At 70.5% G+C, this 21,476-nt stretch carries 20 protein-coding genes; 9 read left to right on the forward strand and 11 right to left on the reverse strand.

Annotated features, from left to right (window positions below):
* The first annotated feature begins 114 nt into the window (after window positions 1–114).
* Window positions 115–747, forward strand: a complete 633-nt coding sequence (locus tag CFI00_RS01195; protein WP_207083499.1) for a hypothetical protein — start codon at window positions 115–117, stop codon at window positions 745–747.
* A 7-nt stretch (window positions 748–754) separates the two neighbouring features.
* On the opposite strand, the gene CFI00_RS01200 is transcribed toward CFI00_RS01195, so the two are convergent.
* Complete coding sequence (locus tag CFI00_RS01200) at window positions 755–892, reverse strand: hypothetical protein (protein WP_207083500.1); 138 nt, start codon at window positions 890–892, stop codon at window positions 755–757.
* Between the two features lie 74 nt (window positions 893–966).
* Complete coding sequence (locus tag CFI00_RS01205) at window positions 967–1,242, reverse strand: HU family DNA-binding protein (RefSeq protein WP_207083501.1); 276 nt, start codon at window positions 1,240–1,242, stop codon at window positions 967–969.
* A gap of 212 nt (window positions 1,243–1,454) precedes the next feature.
* Between CFI00_RS01205 and CFI00_RS01210 the strand changes: the two genes are divergently transcribed.
* On the forward strand, window positions 1,455–2,984 hold the full coding sequence (locus CFI00_RS01210; RefSeq protein ID WP_207083502.1) for a Re/Si-specific NAD(P)(+) transhydrogenase subunit alpha: 1,530 nt from the start codon (window positions 1,455–1,457) through the stop codon (window positions 2,982–2,984).
* A gap of 1 nt (window position 2,985) precedes the next feature.
* A complete protein-coding gene (gene pntB / locus CFI00_RS01215; protein WP_242532621.1) occupies window positions 2,986–4,425 on the forward strand; it encodes a Re/Si-specific NAD(P)(+) transhydrogenase subunit beta in 1,440 nt (479 codons plus the stop codon).
* Between the two features lie 6 nt (window positions 4,426–4,431).
* Here the strand turns inward: pntB and CFI00_RS01220 are convergent, their stop codons facing one another.
* From CFI00_RS01220 to CFI00_RS01230, 3 genes are all read right to left on the reverse strand, one after another.
* Window positions 4,432–5,343, reverse strand: coding sequence for a carbohydrate ABC transporter permease (locus CFI00_RS01220; protein ID WP_242532622.1), 912 nt, complete (start codon window positions 5,341–5,343; stop codon window positions 4,432–4,434).
* Window positions 5,343–6,290 carry a sugar ABC transporter permease gene (locus tag CFI00_RS01225; RefSeq protein WP_207083503.1) on the reverse strand — a complete coding sequence of 316 codons (948 nt, stop codon included), beginning with the start codon at window positions 6,288–6,290 and terminating at the stop codon, window positions 5,343–5,345. Before CFI00_RS01225 ends, CFI00_RS01220 begins: the two co-directional genes overlap by 1 nt.
* Before the next feature lie 89 nt (window positions 6,291–6,379).
* Window positions 6,380–7,681: an extracellular solute-binding protein gene (locus CFI00_RS01230; protein WP_207083504.1), complete on the reverse strand. Its 1,302-nt coding sequence runs from the start codon at window positions 7,679–7,681 to the stop codon at window positions 6,380–6,382.
* 133 nt (window positions 7,682–7,814) lie between these two features.
* Between CFI00_RS01230 and CFI00_RS01235 the strand changes: the two genes are divergently transcribed.
* Window positions 7,815–8,828: a LacI family DNA-binding transcriptional regulator gene (locus CFI00_RS01235; protein WP_207083505.1), complete on the forward strand. Its 1,014-nt coding sequence runs from the start codon at window positions 7,815–7,817 to the stop codon at window positions 8,826–8,828.
* Between the two features lie 19 nt (window positions 8,829–8,847).
* Here the strand turns inward: CFI00_RS01235 and CFI00_RS01240 are convergent, their stop codons facing one another.
* Window positions 8,848–9,582: a VIT family protein gene (locus tag CFI00_RS01240; protein ID WP_242532623.1), complete on the reverse strand. Its 735-nt coding sequence runs from the start codon at window positions 9,580–9,582 to the stop codon at window positions 8,848–8,850.
* Window positions 9,583–9,646: 64 nt separating this feature from the next.
* On the reverse strand, window positions 9,647–10,792 hold the full coding sequence (locus CFI00_RS01245) for an acyl-CoA dehydrogenase family protein (protein ID WP_207083506.1): 1,146 nt from the start codon (window positions 10,790–10,792) through the stop codon (window positions 9,647–9,649).
* A gap of 115 nt (window positions 10,793–10,907) precedes the next feature.
* Between CFI00_RS01245 and CFI00_RS01250 the strand changes: the two genes are divergently transcribed.
* Window positions 10,908–12,680 (forward strand): HAMP domain-containing sensor histidine kinase, encoded by a 1,773-nt coding sequence (locus CFI00_RS01250; RefSeq protein WP_207083507.1) that lies wholly within the window; start codon window positions 10,908–10,910, stop codon window positions 12,678–12,680.
* Window positions 12,681–12,794: 114 nt separating this feature from the next.
* On the forward strand, window positions 12,795–14,639 hold the full coding sequence (locus CFI00_RS01255) for a GAF domain-containing sensor histidine kinase (RefSeq protein ID WP_207083508.1): 1,845 nt from the start codon (window positions 12,795–12,797) through the stop codon (window positions 14,637–14,639).
* Here the strand turns inward: CFI00_RS01255 and CFI00_RS01260 are convergent.
* The gene (locus CFI00_RS01260) at window positions 14,636–15,412 is read right to left on the reverse strand and encodes a hypothetical protein (RefSeq protein WP_207083509.1); all 777 of its coding nucleotides are present in this window, start codon (window positions 15,410–15,412) and stop codon (window positions 14,636–14,638) included. The genes CFI00_RS01255 and CFI00_RS01260 overlap by 4 nt on opposite strands.
* A gap of 83 nt (window positions 15,413–15,495) precedes the next feature.
* Window positions 15,496–16,173, reverse strand: coding sequence for an NAD-dependent deacylase (locus CFI00_RS01265; RefSeq protein WP_207083510.1), 678 nt, complete (start codon window positions 16,171–16,173; stop codon window positions 15,496–15,498).
* An 80-nt stretch (window positions 16,174–16,253) separates the two neighbouring features.
* On the opposite strand from CFI00_RS01265, the gene CFI00_RS01270 reads away from it, so the two are divergent.
* Genes CFI00_RS01270 through CFI00_RS01280 form a run of 3 tightly spaced genes read left to right on the forward strand, consistent with a single transcriptional unit; the run spans window position 16,254 to window position 19,263 of the window.
* Entirely contained in the window at window positions 16,254–17,057 is an 804-nt protein-coding gene (locus tag CFI00_RS01270) for an N-formylglutamate amidohydrolase (RefSeq protein WP_207083511.1), read from the forward strand.
* The gene (locus CFI00_RS01275) at window positions 17,054–18,226 is read left to right on the forward strand and encodes a tyrosine/phenylalanine carboxypeptidase domain-containing protein (protein WP_207083512.1); all 1,173 of its coding nucleotides are present in this window, start codon (window positions 17,054–17,056) and stop codon (window positions 18,224–18,226) included. Before CFI00_RS01270 ends, CFI00_RS01275 begins: the two co-directional genes overlap by 4 nt.
* A complete protein-coding gene (locus tag CFI00_RS01280; protein WP_207083513.1) occupies window positions 18,223–19,263 on the forward strand; it encodes a glutathione synthetase in 1,041 nt (346 codons plus the stop codon). Before CFI00_RS01275 ends, CFI00_RS01280 begins: the two co-directional genes overlap by 4 nt.
* Before the next feature lie 4 nt (window positions 19,264–19,267).
* On the opposite strand, the gene CFI00_RS01285 is transcribed toward CFI00_RS01280, so the two are convergent.
* Window positions 19,268–20,425: a sterol desaturase family protein gene (locus tag CFI00_RS01285; RefSeq protein ID WP_207083514.1), complete on the reverse strand. Its 1,158-nt coding sequence runs from the start codon at window positions 20,423–20,425 to the stop codon at window positions 19,268–19,270.
* Window positions 20,426–20,443: 18 nt separating this feature from the next.
* Window positions 20,444–21,379 carry a 1,4-dihydroxy-2-naphthoyl-CoA synthase gene (locus CFI00_RS01290; protein ID WP_207083515.1) on the reverse strand — a complete coding sequence of 312 codons (936 nt, stop codon included), beginning with the start codon at window positions 21,377–21,379 and terminating at the stop codon, window positions 20,444–20,446.
* Window positions 21,380–21,476: the final 97 nt, after the last annotated feature.

Raw genomic sequence — 21,476 nt, forward strand, 5'->3', positions numbered from 1 at the left:
CTGCGGTGTGGGTTCAGGCGGTCCAAGATGCAACCAGCGGCGTCGTGAGAGCGTCGGACAGCCATGCCGCCGAACCTGCACCTTCCTTCGGTCTTCAGCGGGCGCCCACCCGCCATGGGTCGGATCAGGCCAGTCGGTGCGTTCCTCGGCTCTGCATCGGCAGCCGTGGTTCTCATGGGGTGCGGAGTGCAGTGGTCGGGAACGTCGACCGCCGACAAGCCAGAGGTACGGCCCTTCGAACTGGCCGACGCCGCCAACCGGCCCTGCCCTGACGAGTTGCCCACGGGTGACGACCCGTCAGGACACGGGTTCGGTGTCCAGGAGGTCGCTGACGACCACCCGAGCCTCTTGAGCCCGAACGAGGCGTGGGTGTGCCAGTACGACCCCTTCGACGCCGCCACCACGACGAGTGGCGGGGCCGTGTACGAGTGGCGACGATCCGATCAGCCCACGCCCGTCGACTCTGCTGACCTTCCTCACTTGCGAGATGCACTGGGCGGACTGCACCCCGCTGACCGCAGCGAGGGATGCAACGCTGACTTGGGGCCGCGCTGGCTGGTGGTCTACAACCACGGTGGCGACCTCACCGGACTGGTCGTGGACGACTACGGCTGCCGCGACGTTCGCCTCACTGACAACCCCCACACGACGCCACCTGGAGCGGACGACCAGGAGGGGGCGGTCGGCGGGATCCTGGACGGTGGGGAAGCAATCCTCGACATCCTTGGTCTCAGCCGTCAGGGCTGAGCGCTCCTCACCGCTGCGCGGTCCACGAGCCGAGGCCGCGGTACGGGGAGTCGACGTAGAGCTCGTCCCGGCTCCTCCTGCCCTTGATCGTCGTCCCGCACGCGATGACACCGATCTTGTTCGCGCGGTTGGTGCTGTCGGCCATCGGCCCGCACGGTTGTCATCACGCACCTCGGCCCCGTGAGGAGTCCTCACGGGGCCGAGTGGTGGTGCCTCAGGTCAGCCGTTGACGGCGTTCTTGAACGCAGCAGCCGGCTTGAAGGCGGGCGCCTTGCTGGCGGCGATCTCCATCGTCTCGCCGGTCTGCGGGTTGCGGCCCGTGCGCGCCGAGCGCTCACGGGACTCGAACGTCCCGAAGCCCGGCACGGTCACCTTGTCGCCACCGGCGACAGCGGTGGTGATGGAGGTGATGACGGCCTCGAGTGCCTTGTCGGCCTGGGCGTTGGTCAGCTCGGCGTGCGAGGCGATGGCGTCACGCAGTTCGGTCTTGTTCACGTTGAGCTCCTGCTCGTCGATGTCGGTCAGCGGCCATTCAACCGTGCTCGTCGCCCGCGGTCGCGCCCGCCTGACCCCGAAGGGTGAGCAGACGTGTGACGCGCGCCACCTGAGATGCCGGTGACAGCGGCCTGCGTTTCGGTACGTTGTGCCCCGGCCCGCACGCCGCTCTGGTCCCGACCAGGTCCGGAGCCCCCACCCAGGAGGCAGCAGTGCGCATCGGCATCCCACGTGAGTCACGACCCGGCGAGACCCTCGTCGCCGCGACGGCGAAGACGGCGTCACAGCTGGTGTCGCTGGGCTACGACGTCGTGGTCGAGCAGGGCGCAGGCACTGCGGCCGACCAGCCGGACGCGGCGTACGCCGACGCGGACATCCTCGTCGGCACGGGCGAGGAGGTCTGGTCGAGCGACGTCGTCGTGAAGGTCAACGCCCCCACCGACGAGGAGATCGGTCGACTGCGCCGCGGCGCGACGGTGATCGCACTGATGGCGCCGGCCCGCAGCCCCGAGCTCGTCGAGCGGCTGTCCGCCGCAGGCGTGACCGCGCTCGCGATGGACGCGGTGCCGCGCATCTCCCGGGCGCAGTCGATGGACGTGCTGTCCTCGATGGCCAACGTCGCGGGCTACCGCGCGGTGATCGAGGCGGCCCACGAGTTCGGCCGGCTCTTCACCGGCCAGGTCACCGCGGCCGGCAAGGTCCCGCCGGCGCGCGTCTTCGTCGTCGGCGCCGGTGTCGCGGGGCTCGCCGCCATCGGTGCCGCGGGTTCGCTGGGCGCGATCGTGCGCGCGTTCGACGTACGCCCCGAGGTGGCCGAGCAGGTCCGGTCGATGGGCGCGGAGTTCGTCACTGTCGACATGGAGCAGGAGGTCTCCTCCGACGGCTACGCCAAGGAGATGACCGCCGAGCAGGAGACCGCCACCGCGGCGATGTACGACGAGGAGGCGCGCGCCGCCGACATCGTCATCACCACCGCGCTGATCCCCGGCCGCCCCGCCCCGCAGTTGATCAGCGCCGAGACGGTCGCGGCCATGAAGCCCGGCTCGGTGGTCGTGGACATGGCGGCCGCCAACGGCGGCAACGTCGACGCCACGGTCAAGGACGAGCGCGTGGTCACCGCCAACGGCGTGACCGTCCTGGGCTACACCGATCTCGCCGGTCGTCTCGCGGCGCAGACCAGCCAGCTCTACGGCACCAACATCGTCAACCTCCTCAAGCTGCTCACCCCTGCCAAGGACGGCGTCCTCACCCTCGACATGGACGACGTGGTCCAGCGCGGCATCACCGTCACCCGTGACGGCACCACGATGTGGCCACCGCCCCCGGTCCAGGTCTCCGCAGCCCCGGCCGAAGCGACGAAGGTGATGCCGGTCGAGAAGGCGCCTCCGAAGCCGGTCGACCAGAGGCGGAAGTGGTACGCCGCAGGGCTCGGCGCCGCGGTCTTCGCGGTGGTGGCCTCGCTCGCGCCGGGCAGCTTCCTCGGCCACTTCACGGTCTTCGCACTCGCAGTCGTCGTCGGCTACTACGTCATCTCGAACGTCTCGCACGCCCTGCACACGCCGCTCATGGCGGAGACGAACGCCATCTCCGGGATCATCCTGGTCGGCGGGATCCTCCAGGTCGGCAGCGACAACCTCGTCGTGATGCTGCTCGCGCTCGTCGCGGTCTTCGTGGCGAGCATCAACATCTTCGGAGGCTTCCTCGTGACGCTGCGCATGCTCGAGATGTTCAGGAAGGACTGACGTGAGCGACTTCCTGGCCTCCGACAACCTGTTCGGCTTCGTCACCGGCGCCTACATCATCGCCGGGCTGCTCTTCATCTCTGCGCTGGCCGGCCTCTCGCGGCACGAGACCGCCAAGGTGGGCAACATCGCCGGCATGGCCGGCATGGCGCTCGCCCTGGTGGCCACCCTCCTCCTGGCGGCCCAGAAGGCCGAGCTCCTCGACGAGCGCAGCTTCGCCGTCACCCTCCTGCTGGTGCTCCTGATGATGGGCGCCGGTGCTGCGGTGGGGGCCTGGCGGGCCCGCACGGTCGAGATGACCGGGATGCCCGAGCTCGTCGCGATGCTGCACAGCTTCGTCGGTCTCGCCGCCGTGCTGGTCGGCATCAACTCCTACCTGGAGTACGAGGGCTTCGCCGACGGCGTCCACGACGCCGAGGTCTTCATCGGCGTGTTCATCGGCGCGGTCACCTTCACCGGGTCGATCGTGGCCTGGGCCAAGCTCAGCGGACGGATGTCGTCCGCCCCGCTGGTCCTGCCCCGGCGCCACCAGCTCAACCTCGCCGTCATCGTCGTCTCGGTGCTGCTCATGGTCTGGTTCGTCGCGCTCGACGGCGAGCTGGTGCTCGGGCTGGTGCCGCTGCTGGTGATGACCGCACTCGCGCTGTTCCTCGGCTTCCACCTCGTCGCCGCGATCGGCGGCGGTGACATGCCGGTCGTGGTGTCGATGCTCAACAGCTACAGCGGCTGGGCCGCCGCGGCTGCGGGCTTCATGCTCGGCAACGACCTGCTCATCATCACCGGCGCGCTGGTCGGCTCCTCGGGTGCGATCCTCAGCTACATCATGTGCAAGGCGATGAACCGCTCCTTCGTGAGCGTCATCGCCGGCGGCTTCGGCTCCGACGGCACCGTCAGCGGGGAGGCCCGCGACTACGGCGAGCACCGCGAGATCCAGGCCGCCGACGTTGCCGAGATGCTGGCCGGTGCCTCGTCGGTCGTCATCACGCCCGGCTACGGCATGGCGGTCGCGCAGGCGCAGTACCCGGTCGCGGAGATGACCAAGCGGCTGCGGGAGAAGGGCGTCGACGTCCGCTTCGGCATCCACCCCGTCGCCGGCCGACTGCCCGGCCACATGAACGTCCTGCTCGCCGAGGCCAAGGTGCCCTACGACATCGTGCTGGAGATGGACGAGATCAACGACGACCTCCCCGACGTCGACGTCGTCCTCGTGATCGGCGCCAACGACACCGTCAACCCCGCGGCGATGGAGGAGCCCGGCTCGCCCATCGCCGGGATGCCGGTGCTCGAGGTCTGGAACGCCCGCGACGTCATCGTCTTCAAGCGGTCGATGGCCACCGGCTACGCCGGCGTGCAGAACCCGCTGTTCTTCAAGGACAACGCCCAGATGCTCTTCGGCGACGCCAAGGACAAGGTCAACGAGATCGTCGCCGCCCTCGGCTGAGGGCGCTCAGCCCTTCGTGCCGCCCGCGGTCAGCCCGGCCACGAGGTGGCGCTGGGCGAAGAAGAACACGATCGCGGCCGGCACCGTGATGAGCACCGCGCCCGCGGTCAGCAGCTCCCACCGGGGGCTGAACTGCGGGACGAACTGCTGCAGCCCGGCGCCGAGCGTGTAGTGGTCGCTGCCCTGCATGAAGGCGATGGCGTACGCCACCTCGCCCCACGCGGTGAGGAACGTGTAGAACGCTGTCACCGCCAGGCCCGGACGGGCCAGCGGCAGGATGATCCGCCAGAAGGTGCTGAAGGGGCCGAGCCCGTCCAGCGCGGCGGCCTCGTCGAGCTCGCGCGGAATGGTGTCGAAGTAGCCGCGCAGCATCCACGCGCAGAACGGCACGGCCACCGTGCAGTAGGCGATGATCAGCGACAGCTTGGTGTCGATCAGCCCGAGGTTGGCCATGATCGTGTAGATCGGCACGATCAGGATCGCCACCGGGAACATCTGGGTGAGCAGGAAGACCCACATCAGGCCGCGCTTGCCGGGGAAGTTGAAGCGGCTCAGCGCGTAGCCCGCGGTCGCCGACATCGCGATGCCGATGACCATCGTGAAGGCTGCCACGACCACCGAGTTGGCGAACCAGGTCGGGAAGTCGGTCTCGGTCAGCAGGCGTCGGTAGTTGTCGAGGGTCGGGCTGGAGAAGAGCTCGACCTCCGTGCGGCGGATCTCGCTGGCGGGCTTGATCGAGCTCAGCACGACCCACAGGATCGGGAAGAGCGCGATGAAGGTCGCGACGACGAGCGTGCCGTGCAGCGCGACGCTGGCGCCGACCGAGCGGTCACGGCGGCGGCGCGGGAGCGGCGTACGCGTCCCGGCGACGGTCTCGACGGGGTCGGCGGCCACGGCGGCCGGGGGCATCGTGGTCATCAGAACACCTCTCCCTGCTTGGCCAGCATGCGCTTGTAGGCGCTGGCGTAGACGACGAGGATCGACAGGATCAGCACGCCGTAGGTGGCCGCGAGCGAGTAGTCGCGGATGCCCTCGAAGGCCGCCCGGTAGGCGCCGGTCACCAGGATCTCGGTCGAGCCGGCCGGCTGCCCGCGGGTGACGAAGTAGATGATCGGGAACATGTTGAAGGTCCAGATGGTGCCGAGCAGGATCACCGTGGACGACACCGGGCGCAGGCCCGGGAGCGTGATGTTGACGAAGCGCTGCCACGGGGTGGCACCGTCGATCTCGGCCGCCTCGTAGAGGTCGCCGTTGATCGACTGGAGGCCGCCGAGCAGGGCGACCATCATGAACGGCACGCCGAGCCAGACGTTGGCCACGATCGCGGTGAACAGCGAGGTCCAACGCTGCTCGAACCACGACACCGGGTCGATGCCGACAGCGCGCAGCACGCCGTTGATGATGCCGAAGCGCTCGTCGAAGATGAAGCGCCAGGCGAAGGCCGCGACGAAGGACGGCACCGCCCACGGCAGGATCAGCGCGACGCGGTAGAAGCCGCGGAAGCGGAAGTTGCGGTTGAGGATGACCGCCAGCCCCAGGCCGATGCCGTAGTGCAGCGCGACGCACGCCACCGTCCACACCAGGGTGTTGGTGAGCTGGAGCCAGAAGCTGCCCTGCGCGCCGGTGAGGATGTCGACGTAGTTGTCGAGACCGACGAACCTCGCGGCGTCGGGGTTCGGCTCGCAGGTCTCCGCGCCGCCGAGGATCTTCGTGCAGATCTCCTCGCGCTGGTTGGACTCGTTGAGGTCGGTGAACGACTGCCACACACCCTGCACGAGGGGGTAGAAGACCAGGACGCCGAGCACCACCACGGTGGGCAGCACCATGGCCCACGCGTACCAGTGCTTGTCGAAGCTCTTGCGCAACTGACTGTCTCCGTCGTCGAGAGGTCGGGCTGGGTCGAGCGGCCGGACCCGGGGACTCCGGGGCCGGCCGCTCGGGGCTCAGCGGGGTGTCACCGGAGCGAGTAGTCCGGGACCACGTCGCTCTTGTAGGTGTCGGCGGCCTTGTCCAGCGCGCCCTGGGCGGGCTTGCCCTGGACGAGCACCTCGGTCGCCATCGTGTCGAGCGCGGCGAAGAACTGACCGCCCTCGGGGATCCACGGACGCGGCTGCGCGACCTCCATCGCGTCGGCCCACAGGGCCACCCGCTCGTTGGTCACCATGTCGTAGGAGTCGGCGTTGCCGGGCAGCAGACCGAGCTCGTCGGCGATGAAGGCCTCAGACTCGGCGGAGCTCATGAAGGCGATGAAGGCCGCGGCGGCCTCGGCCTTCTCGTCGTCCATGCCGGAGTAGACGACGTAGTTGTGGCCGCCCACCGGGGCGCCCTGGCCGGCGCTGCCGGCGGGGACGGGCGCGACCCCGAGGTTCTCGATGCCGCCGAAGTTCGGGTCGTCGCTGACGCCGGCGACCTCCCACGGGCCGTTGATGATCATCGCGACCTTCTGCTCCTTGAACAGGGTCATCATCGTGCCGTAGGGGTCGTTGGCGGTGGGCTTCACGGCCGTGCCGTCCTCGACCATGCTGGCCGCGACCTCGATGCCGGCTGCGGCCTCGGGGCTGTTGACGGTGATCTCCTGCGCCTCGCTGTCGACGAGGTCGGCGCCCTCGCCGTAGAGGAACGGCAGGAGGAAGTAGCCGCCGGAGTTGAGGTAGATGCCGTCGACCTTGGCCTGGCTCTTGAGGGCCTTGGCCGCCTCGCGGACCTCGTCCCACGTGGTCGGCGGGGCCTCGGGGTCGAGGCCGGCCTCCTCGAAGAGGGCCTTGTTGTACATCAGCCCGAGGGTGTCGGTGACCTGCGGGACGCCGTACGTCTTGTCCTCGTAGACGTTGCTCGAGAGCGGGGTCTCCAGGAAGTTGTTCTCCAGCGCGGCGGTGCCGTCGAGGGCGTAGAGGTAGCCGAGCGAGGCGAACTCGGGGGTCCAGGCGACCTCCGCGCGCAGGATGTCCGGGGCACCGGAGCCGGACTCGGCCGCGGTCTTGAACTTGTTCTGCGTCTGGTCGAACGGCACGGTCTCGTGGTTGATCGTGACGTCGGGGTACTCCTCGTTGAACTTCTTGATCAGCTCGTCGTAGGCGGGCGCCTCGTTGGTGGCGTCCGAGGTGTCCCACCAGGTCAGCTCGGCGCTGAGGTCGCCGGAGGCGCCCGCGTCGTCGCTGCTGGTGTCGGAGTCCCCGCCGTCGCTGCCGCACGCTGCGAGCGTGAGGGCGAGGGCGGCGACGGCGATGCCGGTGGTGCCGGCGGTGGATCGACGCATCGATTTCTCCTGGTGAACGCGCGTCCGGACCGGACGCTGTGATGACGGTCACCGGAGGCTAGCAAGAACATTCAGAATCTGAAAGACCTTGCAATGTGTGTGCAAGGGTCGCGCACGGTGCTTTCATTGCGCCATGGCAACGCTGGCCCAGATCGCTGCGGAGGCCCGCGTGAGCGAGGCCACCGTCAGCCGTGTGCTCAACTCCAAGCCGGGTGTCAGCGAGAGCACCCGACAGGCGGTGATCACCGCCCTCGACGTGCTCGGCTACGAGCGCCCCACCCAGCTGCGCCAGCGCAGCGCCGGGCTCGTCGGCCTGGTGGTGCCCGAGCTGGAGAACCCCATCTTCCCCGCCTTCGCGCAGGTCATCGAGGACGCCCTCGCCCGCCGACGTTTCACGCCCGTGCTCTGCACCCAGTCACCTGGCAGCCTGTCGGAGGACGAGTACGTCGAGTCGCTGCTCGACCACGGTGTCGCCGGGATCATCTTCGTCTCCGGCAAGCACGCCGACACCCGCGCCGACCACGACCGCTACCGCGTCCTGCTCGAGCGCGGTCTGCCCGTCGTCTTCATCAACGGCTACGTCGACGGCATCGACGCGCCCTTCATCTCCGCCGACGACCGGGTCGCGATGGACATCGCCGTCGCCCACCTCTGCCACCTCGGCCACCGCAGGATCGGCCTGGCCATCGGCCCGGCGCGCTTCATGCCCTCGGCACGCAAGCACGAGGGCTTCGTCGCCGCGCTGCGCCGCCACCTCGGGCTCCCCGAGGCCGAGGCGCGCAGCTGGATCGCGGAGACGATCTTCTCCGTCGAGGGCGGCGCCGCGGCGACCACCCAGCTGCTCGAGCAGGGGGCGACCGCTGTCGTCTGCGGCTCGGACATGATGGCCATCGGCGCGATCCGCGCGGCCCGCGCGCAAGGCCTCACGGTGCCCGGCGACGTCTCGGTGGTCGGCTTCGACGACTCGCCCCTCGTCGCCTTCCTCGACCCGCCGCTCACCACCGTGCGCCAGCCCGTCGCACCGATGGGTGGCACGGCCGTGGCCGCGCTCGCGGACGCCATCGGCGGCGACCCGGTGGCGTCGCGGGAGTACCTCTTCGCGCCCGAGCTCATCATGCGCAGCTCCACCGGGCCGGTGCCGGCCTGACGGCGTACGGTCGCCGGCGTCAGCCCAGCTGGGTGCCGGCGAGCATGCCGATCGCGTAGGTCACGCCCATCGCGAGCAGGCCGCCCGACACGTTGCGGACCACGGCAGGCAGGCGCGGGCTGTAGCCGATCCGCGCGCTGACGAAGCCGGTCAGCGCGAGCGCGGCCACGACGCTGAGCACCGTCACGAGGATGCGTACGCCGTCGGGCACGAAGGCCACGATCAGCAGCGGCAGCAGCGCACCGATCGTGAACGCGATCATCGAGGCCCAGGCCGCGTGCCACGGGTTGGTGAGGTTGTCGGGGTCGATGCCGAACTCGATGTCGGCGTGGGCGCGCAGCGCGTCCTTCTCGGTCAGCTCCGCGGCGACGCGCTCGGCGGTCGCGCGCGAGAGTCCCTTGTCCTGGTACATCCGGGCCAGCTCGGACTGCTCGGTCTCCGGCATCCGCTCGAGCTCGCGCGCCTCGAGGGCGAGGAGCGCCTTCTCGGAGTCCCGCTGGGTGCTCACCGAGACGTACTCCCCGGTGCCCATGCTCAGCGCGCCCGCCGTCAGGGCGGCGATGCCCGCGATCACGATCGCGCCGCTGTCGTCGGTGGCGCCCGCGACGCCCATCACGACCCCGGCGGTCGACACGATGCCGTCGTTGGCGCCCAGCACCGCGGCACGCAGCCAGTTCAGCCGCGCGCCGACGTCGTCGCCCATGTCGTCGTGGAAGTGCTGCGGCTCTTCGTCGGTTCCGATCTCGAGGCTCACGTCTACGATCCTCGCCCCGCGACCGGGGCCGCGCAACGAAGGTGAGGCTGTGCTCAGAGGCCCCCTACAAGCCGAGGTCGCGCCCGATCAGCATCTTCATGATCTCGTTGGAGCCGGCCCAGATCTTCGTCACCCGGGCGTCGCGCCAGGCGCGGGCCACGCGGTACTCGTTCATGTAGCCGTAGCCGCCGTGGACCTGCACGCAGTGGTCGAGGACGTCGTTCTGCACCTGCGAGGTCCACCACTTCGCCTTCGCGGCGTCGACCGGCGTCAGCTCCTGCTTGGTGTGCGCGAGGACGCACTGGTCCACGAAGGCCTGGGTGACGTCGACGCGGGTGACGAGGTCGGCCAGCAGGAACTGGGTGTTCTGGAAGGAGCCGATCGGCTGGCCGAAGGCCTGGCGGTCCTTGGCGTACTGGACGGTCTCCTCGAGGATCTGCTTGGCGTGGGCGAGGTTGGTGATCGCCGAGCCGAGGCGTTCCTGCGGCAGGAACTGCATCATCGAGATGAAGCCGGTGTCGAGCGGGCCGACCAGGTCGTCGTTGCTCACGCGCACGTTGTCGAAGGCGAGCTCGGCGGTGTCGGACTCGTCCTGCCCGACCTTGTCGAGGACCCGGCCGACGCTGAAGCCCTCCAGCGTGGTGTCGACGGCGAACAGCGAGATGCCCTTGGCCTTCTTCTCCGGGCTGGTGCGCGCCGCGACGAGCACGATGTCGGCCGAGCCGCCGTTGGTGATGAAGGTCTTCGACCCGTTGAGGATCCAGTCGTCCCCGTCGCGGACGGCCGTGGTCTTGAGGTTGGCCAGGTCGGAGCCGCCGCCGGGCTCGGTCATGCCGATGGCGGTGACGATCTCGCCCGACGCACAGCCGGGCAGCCAGCGTGCCTTCTGCTCGTCGTTGGTGAGGTGCACCAGGTAGGGGACGGTGATGTCGGCGTGGATGCCCACGCAGCTCGGCAGGGTCATGTTGACCTTGGCGAGCTCCTCGGTGAGCACCGCGTTGAAGCGGTAGTCGCCGGCCTCGGAGCCTCCGAACTCGTCGGGGATCTCCAGGCCCAGGAACCCCTGCTTGCCCGCCGCGGTCCAGAAGGCGCGGTCCAGGCCGTGGTTGTCGGCGTACGCCTCCAGGTACGGGGCGACCTCGCGGTCCAGGAACTGCTTGACCGAGGCGCGGAAGGCCTCGTGGTCCTCGTCGTAGATCTCACGCTTCATGCGGCCTATGTTACCCGCGGGTCACCTGAGCCACCGAACATCCCGACTTGCTGCCGGAGGAGCCACCACGCGCGTAACGTCGCCTCCAGTGGCTCTGAGGGAGCGGGAGCAGCACGTGAGCGAAGACAGCGGGGCATTCGTACGCCCGCGAGGACGCGCCTGGGGCAACGACGCCCAGCGCGCGGTCCTGCACGCCGTCGCGGAGGACATCGCCACCCGCGCCGCCCACAAGGTCGTGGCGATCGAGGCGCTCCGCTCCGACGGCTACCTCGAGTTCGTCGCGATCGCCGGGGACGATGCCGCTCGCGACAAGATGCTCGGCAAGGCGTCCCCCCTCGAGCTCAACCACATCCATCACCTCGGCGACGAGATGGCTGGTTGGCGCCACATCCCGAGCGAGCGGCTCGACGGGGAGACGCGGGCGTGGCTGGACGAGTACGGCCACAAGCCCGACGTGCCCGCGTCCGACCTGCCCGACGGGTGGGACCCCGACGACCAGCTGGTGCGGATGCTCCTCAACGAGGACGGCGAGCTGCGCGGCATGCTCTACCTCGACGAGCCCCTGTCCGGCCTGCGACCGACGCCCGAGAGCGTCGCGGAGATCAACGCCGGGGCGGGCGTGCTCTTCGAGGCCGTGATCAGCATCGTCGAGCGCGAGCTCTACGGCGAGCAGGTGCGCATGGTCACGCAGGCGCGGCGCGCCATCGAGAGCGTACGACCGGGGCTGGGCGAGGAGGAGCTCCTCGCAGCGCTGTCGGAGGCGATGGTGGACGCGATGGACGTCGCGACCGTCGACGTGATCTCGGAGTCCACCGTCATCGCCGAGCTCGAGGCCGACCGCGGCGAGGTGACCGAGCTGATGCGGCGCCAGTGGCGCCGGCGCGGGCACGTCGTCGTCGAGCGCCAGCGGACGTGGAGCATGCAGGAGGAGTCCATCGAGACCCCGCCCTCGCTCACCCGGCTCCTCGACACCCACGGGCTCGGGTCGGGGTTGCTGGTGCCCATCGGCGCCGGCGACGACTACCTCGGCACCCTGGCGATGGGCCGCGCGCCCGACGCGCCGCGGTGGATCGCCTCCGAGATCATGGCCGCCAGCGTCGTGGCCTCCGACATCGCCCGGATGCTGCTCGAGGCGCGACTGGTGGAGCGCGAGCGCGCCCTCAACGCCGAGCTCCGCGCCACCAACGACTACCGCCGCGACATGGTCATGACGCTGGCCCACGAGCTGCGCAACCCGGTGAGCGTGCTGTGGACCAACCTGGAGCTGCTGTCCCTGGAGCCGGACGACGACGAGCGCGACGAGTCGGTGCAGGCGATGGACCGCGCCGCCCGGCGGATCGAGGACATGATCGAGGACCTGATGGCGCTCGCCACCGTCAGCGACCCCGAGCGGCCCACCTCGCCGGCGCCGGTGGACCTCTCCGCGCTGGTGGGCGAGAGCTGCCAGTTCCTCGCGCCGACGGCGGCCCTCGGCGGTCTGGAGATGCACGCCGACGTCACCGAGGGCCTCGTCGTCGAGGGCGAGCTCGCGGGCCTGCAGCGCCTGGTGACCAACCTGCTCTCCAACGCCCTGAAGTACACCGCCGCGGGCGGCCGGGTCGACGTACGCCTGGCGCCGGAGGTCGTCGACGGGCGCGACGGCGTACGCCTCACGTGCGCGGACACCGGGATCGGCATCGCCGCCGCTGAGCTCGGCGACGTCTTCACCCCCTTCTTCCGCTCCGCCCGGCCCGAGGCGCGCCGGCGACCCGGCACCGGGCTGGGCCTGGCGATCACCGAGCGGGTGGTCACCGGCCACCACGGCACCGTCGAGGTCGAGTCGGTGCTGGGTGAGGGCACCACCTTCGCGGTGTGGCTCCCGGCGGAAGCCGGCCGGCGCGAGCGGTGAGCCACTGCCGTCATCGACCGATGTCGGGCACCGAAGGTCAAGACTTGGGAAAAAGTCCCGGAGTCACCATCGCGCGCCTACCATCCCCATGGCGGGTGGGAGGACGAGTGCGGCATGGAAAAGGGTGGGTCGGGTGAGCGCAGGACGCGCGACCTGAGCTGGGGCGACGCGCGTGCGCGAGCGCTGATGCACGCCCTCGCCCGCGACGCCGCCACCCGCGCCGGCTTCCGTGTGTGCGCCATCGAGGTCGTCCGCCCCAAGGGCCTGCTGGAGTTCGTCGCCATCTACGGCGACATGACCAACGCCGAGGAGCGCCTCGGCACGGCCTCCCGGCTCTCGGACATGCAGGGCGTCTTCACGGACGGGGAGGCCTTCGGCAACTTCCTGTGGATCCCCGACGAGCTCCTCTCCGACGCGACCCGCGACCGCATCGACGGCGTGGTCGTCGTCCCCGACATCCCCACCACGGGCGAGCCGGACGACTGGCACCCGATGGACATGCTCGTCGCGCAGATCGCCGACGAGCGCGGGGACCTGCGCGCGCTGCTCTACCTGGACGTCCCGAACGACCTGAAGCGTCCCGACAAGGCCCGCCTGCTCGAGATCTCCGACGAGCTGGCGATGACGCTGCGCTCCGTGGTGACGCTCGTGGAGCGCGAGGAGTACGCCGACCACATGCGCGTCATCCGCGCCACCCGCCGCCTCGCCCGTTCCAACCCCGCCCGCCACGACGTCGGCCACCTGCTGCGCGAGGCGCGCTCGACGCTGCTCGGCGCGCTGTCGGTCGACGAGCTGGAGATCCACGTCTTCATCGAGCCGGACGCCGAGACGCCTGACAGCCTGGGCCTGCAGATCGCCCCCGACGTGCGCCGTGCGCTCGACGAGGCGGCCGCGCGGGCGTGGGCCGAGCAGCGCGTGCTGATCATCGAGGCCGGTCACGTCTGGGGTGACCCCGAGCTCGACACCTCGCACGCCGACTGGTTCACCGACGCCCTGCGCACCGCCGGCTTCGAGGCCGTCGTCGTCGCGCCGGTCGGCGTCGACGACCAGGTGCTGGGCATGCTGATGTGCGCGCGCCGCACCGGGTCGCGGCGCTGGACCGACGGCGAGGGCGTCGCCGCGCTCGAGCTCGGTCACGACCTGGGCCGCGCAATCGCCAACGCGCACGCCACCCAGCGCGAACGCCGGCTGCTGACCGAGCTGCGCGAGCTCGAGGAGTCGCGCCACCGGTTCCTGCGCGAGCTCACCCACGAGATCAACAACCCGATGACGGTCATCTCCGCCAACGCCGAGTTCCTCGCCACCAGCGACTTCGTGGACGAGCGCGACCGCCGGCGGGCGCAGGCGATCCTGCGCGGGAGCGAGCGGCTCGGCGACCTGCTGGAGGGCCTGGCCATGCTGTCGCGGGTCAGCGACCCGCAGCACCCGCCCACGATGCGGCGCATCGACCTGCTGCCGATCGTGGAGGAGACGCTGACCTCGATGGCGGCCGTGGCCGAGCGCCGTGGGATCACCCTGCACCTCGTCGGCGACACGCGCGAGGCCATCGTGCTCGCCGACCCGCGCGAGATCGCCAGCGCGATCACCAACCTGGTCGACAACGCCGTGAAGTACTCCGACCAGGACGACGAGATCTGGCTCGGGATCGAACGCCGCCACGACGGCGGCCTGTCGTTCGCGTGCAAGGACGAGGGCATCGGCATCTCCGGGCCCGACCAGGAGAAGCTCTTCACGCCGCTGTTCCGGTCCACCAACGACGAGGCGCTGATGCGTCCCGGCACCGGGCTGGGCCTGGGCATCGTGCGCGAGATCATGCAGCGCCACGGCGGCACCGTGGAGGTCGAGTCGACGCTCGGGCGCGGCACGGCCGTACGCCTGCACTTCCGTCCGCTGGCCCCGGACGCCACGCCCCGCACGCCGACGCCGCGGGGCGCGTCGAGCTGGCGCACCGGTGACTAGGGGCGCATGACGTCCTTGTCCTTCGGGACCTCGACCTCGAACTCCTCGTCGAACTCGGAGAACGCGATCGACCCACCGTCCTGGGTCGAGGTCGACTCGAGGCGTACGACGTGGTGCGGGGCCTCGCTGCGCACCCAGGCCAGCTCCTCGTGCTGGCCCCCGGGGCTGCCGCTGAGCTGCACGACCTTCTGTCCGTCCTCGCTGGTCTCGTCACCGACGGTGGTCGGCACGTCCCCGGAGAGGTCGTCGGTGCGGTCCTTGCCCTTCCCCTTCCCCTTCCCCTTGCCCCCGTCGGACTCGTCGTCCTCGACGAGGTCGACGACCTCGAAGGACTGGAGGAGGTCCTCGAGGTCGCAGAGCCTGCGCATCTCCTGGTCGTCCTCGAAGAGCAACCAGGTCGTGCTCAGCTTCTCGAGGAGGTAGCGGGGCAGCGGGGTGCTGCTCAACCGGTTGTAGGCGCCGGACTCGCCCTTGAGCCAGACGCGGTCGCCCACCCGGCGGATGTCGATGTTGCTGCCACCGAGGCGGACCGCCCCGGTGCAGTTGTCCTCCCGGTCGAGCCGGAGGTCGATGAAGACCTGGTTGCCCTTCGAGCGCGCCTGGCCGGTGATGCGCATGCTCTGCACGTCCAGCATCGCCTCGCTGGCGGCGGCGACGATCGCGTCGCCGTCCTGCTTGGCGAAGTCGGAGGTCGTGAGGTCGTCGTACACGCTGCACCCGGTCGCGGCGCACGCGACGGACAGCGCGACGACGATCTTCTGGACCTTGCGCATGACGTCCCCCCTGATGACGAGCCGGTCGATCACATCACGCGGCGGCGTCGGGCGCAGGCGAACTGGTCAAGTCCGGGGGCACGTCAGCCGAGCAGCTCGTCCACCCAGGCGGGGACCAGGCGGGTGGCCGGACCATGACGTGACTGCCCGAAGTCCGTGGCGGTCGCGCTCGGCTCGAGGTTGAGCTCGAGGGTCGCGCCGCGTGCCCAGTGCACGAAGGCCGCGGCGGGGTAGACGACGCCGGAGGTGCCGATGGAGACGAAGAGGTCGCAGTCCCACAGCGCCTGCTCCACCACGTCCATGCCGTAGGGGATCTCGCCGAACCAGACGATGTCGGGCCGCAGTGTCGGCTCCTCGCAGGTCGGGCACGGCGGCTCGTGGCGCAGCGGCCCGTCCCACCCGTGGCGCGCGTCGCAGGTCGTGCACCACGCCGAGCGCAGCCGCCCGTGGATGTGGTGCACCCGTCGCGACCCGGCCCGCTCGTGGAGGTCGTCGACGTTCTGGGTGACGACGAGGAGGTCGTCGCCGAGCGCGTCCTCGAGTCGCACGAGCGCCTCGTGGGCCGCGTTGGGACGCACCCTCGGGAGCGCCGCGCGCCGCTGGTCGTAGAAGCGCTGCACGAGCCCGGGGTCGTCGGCGTACGCCTCGGGGGTGGCCACCTGCATCGGGTCGTGGCCCTCCCACAGCCCGCCGGAGTCGCGGAAGGTCGACAGCCCGCTCTCGGCGGAGATGCCGGCACCGGTGAGGACCACGACGCGCACGCGTCCATTACTACCAGTCCCCACCCCTAGGGAGGCGCGAGGTGTGCACCGCGGTCCGGGACTCCGGTAGACAGTCGACCATGACGACCTTGGGAGGGACGTCGGACGCCGTCGCGTTCGTCGGTGACTGGAGCGGGCCCGTGGTGGCGACCTCGGTGCACGCCGGGCACGAGCTGCGCCCGGACATCGCCGCGGCGATGGTGCTCGACGAGACCGAGCGGTTCCGCGAGGAGGACCCCCACACCGACCGCATCGCCGCGGTCGTGCCGGACCGGGTGGTGACCACCCGCTCGCGCTTCGAGGCCGACCTCAACCGGCCGCGGCGCGAGGCGGTCTACCGCCGGCCCGAGGACTGCTGGGGCCTGGAGGTGTGGCGCGACGGCGTGCTGTCCGACGAGCTCTTCGAGGGCAGCCTCGAGACGTACGACGCCTTCTACGACGCCCTCGCGCCGCGGCTCGACGCGCTGGCCGAGCGGGGTCCGTTCGTGCTCCTCGACGTGCACTCCTACAACCACCGCCGCGACGGGGCCGACGCCCCACCAGCGCCGTCGTCGGACAACCCCGAGGTCAACGTCGGCACCGGCAGCCTCGACCACGACCTCTTCGGTCCGCTGGTGGAGCGCTTCATGGGCGACCTGCGCGACGCCTCGCTCGGTTGCGGTCCGCTCGACGCCCGCGAGAACGTCGCCTTCGAGGGCCGCAACCTGGCGTGGTGGGTGCACGACCGCTATCCCCGGGTCGGGTGCGTGCTGGCCCTGGAGTTCAAGAAGACCTTCATGGACGAGTGGTCCGGCGAGCTCGACGAGGCGCGGCTGCGCAACGCGCAGGAGGGCCTCGCGGCCGCGCTGCCCGGTCTCCACGAGGAGCTGGGGAGGCTGCGGTGAGCGGTGGCGACGCCGGGCTGAGCGCCGCCGACCTCGCGGTCGACCACCGCCTCGCGCTGCTGTCGCAGAGCTTCCGCTTCCTCCTCGAGGTCACCCCGGTCGACGCCGACGACCTGCGCGACGACTTCCTCGAGGGCCGGGACCCCGACCCCGCCTTCACCTACCGCGAGCTCGACACCGACCCCGACGTCGTCCGCGCCGAGCTCGACGCGATCGACGTCGGCGAGGTCGAGGACCCGGTGCTGGGCCAGCTGCTGCGCGCCAAGCACCGCGAGATGGAGCTTCAGCTCGACATGCTCGAGGCGCGCGACACCGACGACTTCCTGCCACTGAGCGTGGAGCTCTACGGCGGGGTGTCGCCCTCGCTGCGCACGCAGGCCGAGACGCTGCTCGCGGGCATCACCCGCACCGAGGCAGCAGACGAGGCGCTCGACGCCGAGGAGTTCCTCGCCCTGGCCGAGGACGAGATCGCTCACTACCGCACCGAGGACCCGGACCTCGACATGCACGCCGAGATCCGCACCGACGTCAACGGCGTGATGGTCTCCGGCGACACCCTGCTCATCGGACCCGAGACCAAGGTGCAGCGCGCCCGCGCGCAGGCGCTGCTCCACCACGAGGTCGGCACCCACCTCGTCACCCAGGCCAACGGCAGCCACCAGCCGATCAAGGTGCTCGGTGTCGGACTGGCCGGCTACGACGAGACGCAGGAGGGCCTCGCGGTCCTCGCCGAGATCGCGTGCGGCGGCCTGACCGCCTTCCGGCTGCGCCAGCTCGCCAGCCGCGTCGTGACCGTGCACCGGATGATCGGCGGCGCGAGCTTCGCCGAGGCCCACGAGGCGCTGGTCGCCGACGGCTTCCCCGAGGGCAGCGCGTGGACGACCGTGATGCGGGTCTACCGCTCCGGTGGGATGACCAAGGACGCGATCTACCTGCGCGGCCTCGTCGAGCTGCTCGAGCACCTCGGCGCCGACGGCTCGCTCGACCAGCTCTGGCTGGGCAAGTTCTCGTTGCGCGACCTGCCGCTCATCGGCGACCTGGAGGACCGCGGCCTGCTGCGCCCGCCCCGGGTGCTGCCGCGCTACCTGCACGACCCGGCGACCCACGCCAACCTGGCCCGCGCGGCCGGGACCGAGGATCTCGGGACACTCCTGGAGGGACACGCATGAAGATCGGATTCGTCGTCAACGACATCGAGACGGAGAAGGCGGAGTACACCACCAACCGCCTCGCCATGGCAGCCAAGGAGATGGGCCACGAGGCGTGGTACATGGGCATCGGCGACTTCGCCTACCTGCCCGACGGCTCGCTCAGCACCAAGGCCCGCGCCGGCGACGCGAAGTCGTACCGCTCCCTCGAGCGCCACCTCTCCGACATCCAGAAGCCCGAGGTCGAGCAGCTGCTCGGCCTCGAGGAGTTCGACGTGGTGATGCTGCGCAACGACCCGGCCGACGACGCCGAGTCGGACCCGTGGCGCAACAACGCCGGCGTCGCCTTCGGCCAGCTCATCGCCTCCAGCGGCGTGCTCGTGGTCAACGACCCGACCAGCCTCGCCAACGCGCTGTCGAAGGCCTACTTCCAGCACTTCCCAGAGGTCGTGCGTCCCCGCACGCTGATCTCGCGCGACGAGGGCATGATCGAGGAGTTCATCTCCGACCTCGGCGGCAAGGCGGTCCTCAAGCCGCTCCAGGGCTCGGGCGGCGCCGGCGTCTTCCTCGTCGACCGCAAGGAGGCGCCGAACCTCACCCAGATCATCGAGGCCATCTCGCGCGACGGCTACGTCGTGGCGCAGGAGTACCTCCCCGAGGCGGTCAACGGCGACGTGCGCATGTTCGTGATGAACGGCCAGCCGCTGATGCACCAGGGGGAGTACGCCGCCTTCCGCCGCACCAACAAGACCAAGGACATCCGCTCCAACATGTCCGCTGGCGGCAAGGCGGAGAAGGTCCACGTCACCGACGCGATGCTGGAGATGGTCGAGGTGGTGCGTCCCAAGCTCGTCAGCGACGGGATGTTCCTCGTCGGCCTCGACATCGTCGGCGACAAGCTGATGGAGATCAACGTCTTCAGCCCCGGCGGCCTCGGCAGCGCCCAGGCGCTCTACGACGTCAACTTCGCGCCCGCGATCATCGGCGAGCTCGAGCGCAAGGTGAACATCCGCCGCCACTACCCGGAGATCGACAACCACAGCCTCGCGACGAGCTGAGGCGTCAGGCGACGCCGGCGGCCGGGCGACGGGCGTACGCCCATCCCGGCGGCCGCAGCAGGAACGACCAGCGGTCGTGCCAGGACTCGGCCGCGGCGACGTCGGCGGCGATGTCGCGCCACTCGTGGGTCGCGATCCGCACCGGGTCGAACGTGTCGATGTTGGAGGTCAAGCCGTAGACGACCGGCTCGTCCTCCTCCTCGAAGGTCCCGAACAGGCGGTCCCAGAGGATGAGGATGCTGCCGTGGTTGCGGTCGAGGTAGTCGCGGTTGGAGCCGTGGTGCACCCGGTGGTGCGACGGGGTGTTGAAGACCTTCTCCACCCACCCGAGCCGCTGGATGGCCTCGGTGTGGATCCAGAACTGGTAGATCAGGTTGATGCCGCGCGCCTGCTCGATGAGCGCGGGGCGTACGCCGGCCAGCGCGAGCAGGCCGTAGGGAACGGTGAGCGTCACGCCCTCGGCGACCGGCTGCCGCAGCGCGGTCGAGAGGTTGTAGCGCTCGCTGGAGTGATGGACCGAGTGCACCGCCCACAGCCAGCGGCTCTCGTGGCTGAGCCGGTGGTTCCAGTAGTAGATGAAGTCCCAGCCGAGGACCGCGGCCAGGAGCGCCCAGTGGCCGGTGCCGAGGTCGAGCGGTGACCGGGCGTGGAGCCGTTTGCCCGACGTCATCGCCGCCCAGGTGGTCGAGGTGATCAGCGCCGTCGACGCGACCGCGCTGACGGCGAGCCCGCCGTGGACGCGACGGAGCGTGGGCGGCGTACGGTCCGTCCGGGTGGGCGGCGCCTGCCGGATCTGCGCCAGCTCCTCCTGGACCTCGCGCACGTCGGCGGGCACCGTCTGCGGGTCGGGAAGCGCGCCGTCGCGCACCCGACGGCGTACGACGTCGCCGACCGTGGTCAGCGCCGCCGTCGCCGCGCCGATCGCGAGCAGGGTCCGGCCGTGCCGGCCGAGGCCGAGGGTGACAGGGTCCAGCAGGCGGCGCGCGACGTAGGGCGCGGCGAGGCTGCCGACGCCCATGCTGAGGCTCGCGACGGTGTCGGCCAGCTGGTAGTCGCCCGCGCGGGTGCCCGGCGCGACCGGGTGCGTGCGCTGCCAGGCGTACTCGGCCGCCATGGCGCCGACGAACGCCGGGATCGCGGCGACCGTGAGGTCGATCTTCACGGCGCCATCATGCCGGGCTCAGTAGTACCAGGGGTAGGGCGACCAGTCGGGCTCGCGCTTCTCGAGGAACTGGTCGCGGCCCTCCTGCGCCTCGTCGGTCATGTAGGCCAGGCGGGTGGTCTCGCCGGCGAAGAGCTGCTGGCCGACGAGGCCGTCGTCGAGGAGGTTGAAGGAGTACTTCAGCATCCGCTGCGCGGTGGGCGACTTGCCGTTGATCTTGCGCCCCCACTCCAGCGCCTCGCGCTCGAGGTCGGCGTGGTCGACGACGCGGTTGACGGCGCCCATGTGGTGCATCGTCTCGGCGTCGTACTCGTCGCCGAGGAAGAAGATCTCGCGGGCGAACTTCTGACCCACCTGGCGGGCGAGGTAGGCCGAGCCGTAGCCGCCGTCGAAGGAGCCGACGTCGGCGTCGGTCTGCTTGAAGCGCGCGTGCTCCCGGCTGGCCAGCGTGAGGTCGGCGACCGCGTGCAGGCTGTGACCGCCGCCGGCGGCCCAGCCCGGGACGACGCAGATGACGACCTTCGGCATGAAGCGGATCAGCCGCTGGCACTCGAGGATGTGCAGGCGGGCGAGCCTGGCCTTGTCGATCGGGTGGGGCTCGGCGCCGGCGTCAGTGTGCCCGTCGGTCTCGTACTGGTAGCCCGCTCGCCCGCGGATGCGCTGGTCGCCGCCGGTGCAGAAGGCCCACTTGCCGTTCTTCGCGCTCGGGCCGTTGCCGGTGAGGATCACGCACCCGACGTCGGCCGACTGCCGCGCGTGCTCCAGCGTGCGCAGCAGCTCGTCGACCGTGTGCGGACGGAAGGCGTTGAGCACGTCCGGGCGGTCGAAGGCGATCCGGACCGTGCCGTGCGCGCGGGCCCGGTGGTAGGTCAGGTCGGTCAGGTCCTCGAAGCCGGGGACGACGTCCCACGCCTCGGGGTCGAAGATCTCGCTGACGCCCTCGATCGCACTCATGGAGTCGGAGGGTAGTTCACCGGCAGACGGTCGCGGGGACCGCGTGCCGCCGACCATCTCCCGGTGGACTACCCGCCACTTCCCGGTGGACTACCCC

It is taken from the genome of Nocardioides sp. S5 (genome assembly GCF_017310035.1).
Classification (GTDB): Bacteria; Actinomycetota; Actinomycetes; order Propionibacteriales; family Nocardioidaceae; genus Nocardioides.

Bases quoted from the DNA above. Each gene is read 5' to 3' on its own strand.
- CFI00_RS01245 (WP_207083506.1), bottom strand. From the start codon at position 10,792: ATGAAGCGTGAGATCTACGACGAGGACCACGAGGCCTTCCGCGCCTCG.
- CFI00_RS01195 (WP_207083499.1), top strand. From the start codon at position 115: ATGGGTCGGATCAGGCCAGTCGGTGCGTTCCTCGGCTCTGCATCGGCA.
- CFI00_RS01280 (WP_207083513.1), top strand. From the start codon at position 18,223: ATGAAGATCGGATTCGTCGTCAACGACATCGAGACGGAGAAGGCGGAG.
- CFI00_RS01290 (WP_207083515.1), bottom strand. From the start codon at position 21,379: ATGAGTGCGATCGAGGGCGTCAGCGAGATCTTCGACCCCGAGGCGTGG.
- CFI00_RS01255 (WP_207083508.1), top strand. From the start codon at position 12,795: ATGGAAAAGGGTGGGTCGGGTGAGCGCAGGACGCGCGACCTGAGCTGG.
- CFI00_RS01200 (WP_207083500.1), bottom strand. From the start codon at position 892: ATGGCCGACAGCACCAACCGCGCGAACAAGATCGGTGTCATCGCGTGC.
- CFI00_RS01220 (WP_242532622.1), bottom strand. From the start codon at position 5,343: ATGACCACGATGCCCCCGGCCGCCGTGGCCGCCGACCCCGTCGAGACC.
- CFI00_RS01270 (WP_207083511.1), top strand. From the start codon at position 16,254: ATGACGACCTTGGGAGGGACGTCGGACGCCGTCGCGTTCGTCGGTGAC.
- CFI00_RS01260 (WP_207083509.1), bottom strand. From the start codon at position 15,412: ATGCGCAAGGTCCAGAAGATCGTCGTCGCGCTGTCCGTCGCGTGCGCC.
- CFI00_RS01235 (WP_207083505.1), top strand. From the start codon at position 7,815: ATGGCAACGCTGGCCCAGATCGCTGCGGAGGCCCGCGTGAGCGAGGCC.
- CFI00_RS01230 (WP_207083504.1), bottom strand. From the start codon at position 7,681: ATGCGTCGATCCACCGCCGGCACCACCGGCATCGCCGTCGCCGCCCTC.